Raw genomic sequence first — 2320 nt, 5'->3', positions numbered from 1 at the left:
GCCTGGGCGTCACCCCGGCGGGCCGGGTGGTGGCCCATCACGAGCACAACGAGGCGGCCTCGACCCAGGGGCTGCTGGACCAGGTGCGGGGCGGTGCCACGGTGGCGGTGGTCTCGGACGCGGGCATGCCCACGGTCTCGGACCCGGGGTACCGGCTCGTGGCGGCCGCGGTGTCCGCAGGGCTGCCCGTGACGTGTGCGCCCGGCCCCTCCGCCGTGACCACCGCGCTCGCCCTCTCCGGCCTGCCGACGGACCGGTTCGCCTTCGACGGCTTCGTCCCCCGCAAGGACGGGGAACGACGGCGATGGCTCACCTCCCTGCTGACCGAGGCACGCACCGTGGTCGCCTTCGAGTCGCCGCAGCGTCTGGCGGACGCGCTGGCCGTCGTCGTGGAGGTCCTCGGTGCACAGCGGCCGGTGTGCGTGGCCCGCGAGCTCACCAAGCTGCACGAGGAGGTGGTGCGCGGCACCGCGGCCGAGGTGCATGCCTGGGCCGCGGAACGGCACGCCGCGGAGGGGATCCGCGGGGAGATCGTGCTGGTGGTCGGGCCGGCCGCGCCCGGCGCCGAGGGCGAGGCGTCCGAGGCGGACGCCGTCGCCGAGGTGGCGGTGCTGGTGGAGTCCGGCACCCGGCTCAAGGAGGCCGTGGCCGCGGTGGCCGGAGCCCACGGGATGCGGAGCCGGGAGCTCTATCAGGCGGTGCTCGCGGCCCGGGGCTGACACGTCCCCGGCTACACAGATGCTCATGTGCGAGGGCGCGGCGCCGGTGCCTGGCTAGGATCAGCCGTGGAGCCGCCGCCGGGCGGCGTCGGAATAGCCGTGGCCGTCCACCCGTTCCCCTGAGGGACGCGGGGCGTGCCGCCTCCGACCACCGACCCCGAAAGAGGTGCATCATGACCGTGACCGCTGAGCGCGAGAAGGCGCTGCTGGAGTCCGTCCCCACCGGCCTGCTGATCGACGGCGAATGGCGCGATGCCTCCTCCGGCAAGACCTTCGACGTGAAGGACCCGGCCACCGGCAAGGTCATCGCGAGCCTGCAGGACGCGAACTCCGACGACGCCATGGCCGCCTTCGACGCCGCCTGCGCCGCGCAGGCCGACTGGGCCCGCACCCCGGCCAAGGAGCGCGCCGACATCCTGCGCCGCGCCTACGACCTGATCAACGAGCGCGCCGAGGACTTCGCGCTGCTGATGACCCTCGAGATGGGCAAGCCGCTCGCCGAGGCCCGCGGCGAGGTCACGTACGGCAACGGCTTCCTGCGCTGGTTCTCCGAGGAGGCCGGCCGCCACTACGGACGCACCCTGACCGTGCCCGAGGGCACGCTGCGCATGCAGGTGCACCATCGCCCGGTGGGCCCGTGCCTGCTGATCACCCCGTGGAACTTCCCGCTGGCCATGGCCACCCGCAAGGTGGGCCCCGCCGTCGCCGCCGGCTGCACCATGGTCCTCAAGGCCGCCAAGCTGACCCCGCTGACCACCCAGCTGTTCGCGCAGGTGATGCAGGAGGCCGGCCTGCCCAAGGGCGTGCTCAACGTCGTCGCGGGCTCCTCGGCCTCGTCGATCTCCGGTCCGATCCTGCAGGACCGGCGGCTGCGCAAGGTGTCCTTCACCGGTTCCACGCCGGTCGGTGTGCGCCTCATGAAGGACGCGGCGGACAACGTGCTGCGCACCTCCATGGAGCTCGGCGGCAACGCCCCGCTCATCGTCTTCGAGGACGCGGACCTGGACGCCGCCGTCGAGGGCGCCTTCGCCGCGAAGATGCGCAACATGGGCGAGGCCTGCACCGCCGCCAACCGCTTCCTCGTGCACGAGGACGTGGCCGAGGAGTTCACGCAGAAGTTCGTGGCCAAGCTCGAGGCGCTCAAGCCCCTGCGCGGCACCGACCCGGAGTCCACCCTCGGACCGATCGTGGACGAGGGCGCGCGCGACGACATCGACCAGCTCGTCCAGGACGCCGTGGCGGCCGGCGGCGAGGTGCTCACCGGCGGCCACAAGATCGAGGGCGACGGCTACTTCTACGCGCCGACCGCGATCAAGGTGGAGAAGGGGAACCCGATCCTCCAGCAGGAGATCTTCGGCCCCGTGGCCCCGATCGTGACCTTCTCCTCCGAGGAGGAGGCCATCGAGATGGCCAACGACACCGAGTACGGCCTCGCCTCCTACGTGTTCACGAAGGATCAGGCCCGGATGTACCGCGTGGCCGAGAGCATCGAGTTCGGCCTCATGGGCTACAACGTGGGCGTCATCTCCAACCCGGCCGCGCCGTTCGGCGGCGTGAAGCAGTCGGGCCTGGGCCGTGAGGGCGGCGCCGAGGGCATCGAG

Annotated in this window: 2 protein-coding genes; both read left to right on the top strand. The window is 72.5% G+C overall.

Annotated elements, in window-relative coordinates:
* Nucleotides 1-719 (top strand): 16S rRNA (cytidine(1402)-2'-O)-methyltransferase (gene rsmI / locus AB0N07_RS50340; RefSeq protein ID WP_365847634.1); only part of this gene is annotated, 719 nt, incomplete at its 5' end.
* 173 nt (nucleotides 720-892) lie between these two features.
* Nucleotides 893-2320, top strand: a 1428-nt coding sequence (locus AB0N07_RS50335; protein WP_365847632.1) for an NAD-dependent succinate-semialdehyde dehydrogenase, incomplete at its 3' end; no start/stop codon positions are given.

It is taken from the genome of Streptomyces sp. NPDC051172 (assembly GCF_040682555.1).
Classification (GTDB): Bacteria; Actinomycetota; Actinomycetes; order Streptomycetales; family Streptomycetaceae; genus Streptomyces.
Note: the sequence above shows the minus strand (reverse complement) of the source record. Positions and strands in the feature narration are given on the sequence as shown.